Genomic DNA, 657 nt, shown 5'->3' on the forward strand with positions numbered 1-657 from the left:
ATGATTAATCTGGAATTGCCGGAAAAGCTCACACAAACCCAGAAAATGGCGCAGCAATTGGCCAGCGGCGTTTTTCGTCCCATCGCGCGCAAGTACGACGCTATTGAACACTGTGATACGCCTGAAGAGCTCAAGCCGGTTGCGCAGATGATGGCGGCCATGCCCCGTGCTGGAGGCAAGAAAGACGGGGGGAGCGACGGCATCAAAAATGGCAGCAACATGATGGGCATCATGGGCGTAGAAGCCATGTGCTGGGGAGATGTGGGGCTGATGCTGTCGATCCCTGGCGCCAGCGGGCTTGGCAATGCTGCGATCATGGCGGTGGGCACCCCGGAGCAGAAGGAAAAATACGGCAAACTGTACTGCGCCATGGCGATTACCGAGCCGGGCGCGGGCTCCGATTCCGCTGCGGTTGCGACCACTGCGGTGGCCGATGGGGATGAATGGGTGCTTAACGGCGAGAAAATCTACTGCACCGCCGGTCAGCGCTGCGATGCCATTGTCGTTTGGGCCACGCTGGACAAAACCCTGGGCAAGGCGGCGATCAAGTCTTTTATCGTGCCCCGTGATAATCCTGGCGTGCAGCTGGTGCGTGTGGAAGACAAGATGGGCCTGCGGGTGTCGGATACCGCCGCGTTGGCGTTCAATAATTGCCGG

At 59.2% G+C, this 657-nt stretch carries 1 protein-coding gene; it reads left to right on the forward strand.

Going from position 1 to position 657, the window contains the following annotated elements; translation table 11 throughout:
- The coding region (locus A3730_RS23005) for an acyl-CoA dehydrogenase family protein (RefSeq protein WP_197477586.1) at window positions 1–657 on the forward strand (657 nt) is incomplete at both ends.

The organism is Alcanivorax sp. HI0044 (assembly GCF_001634945.1).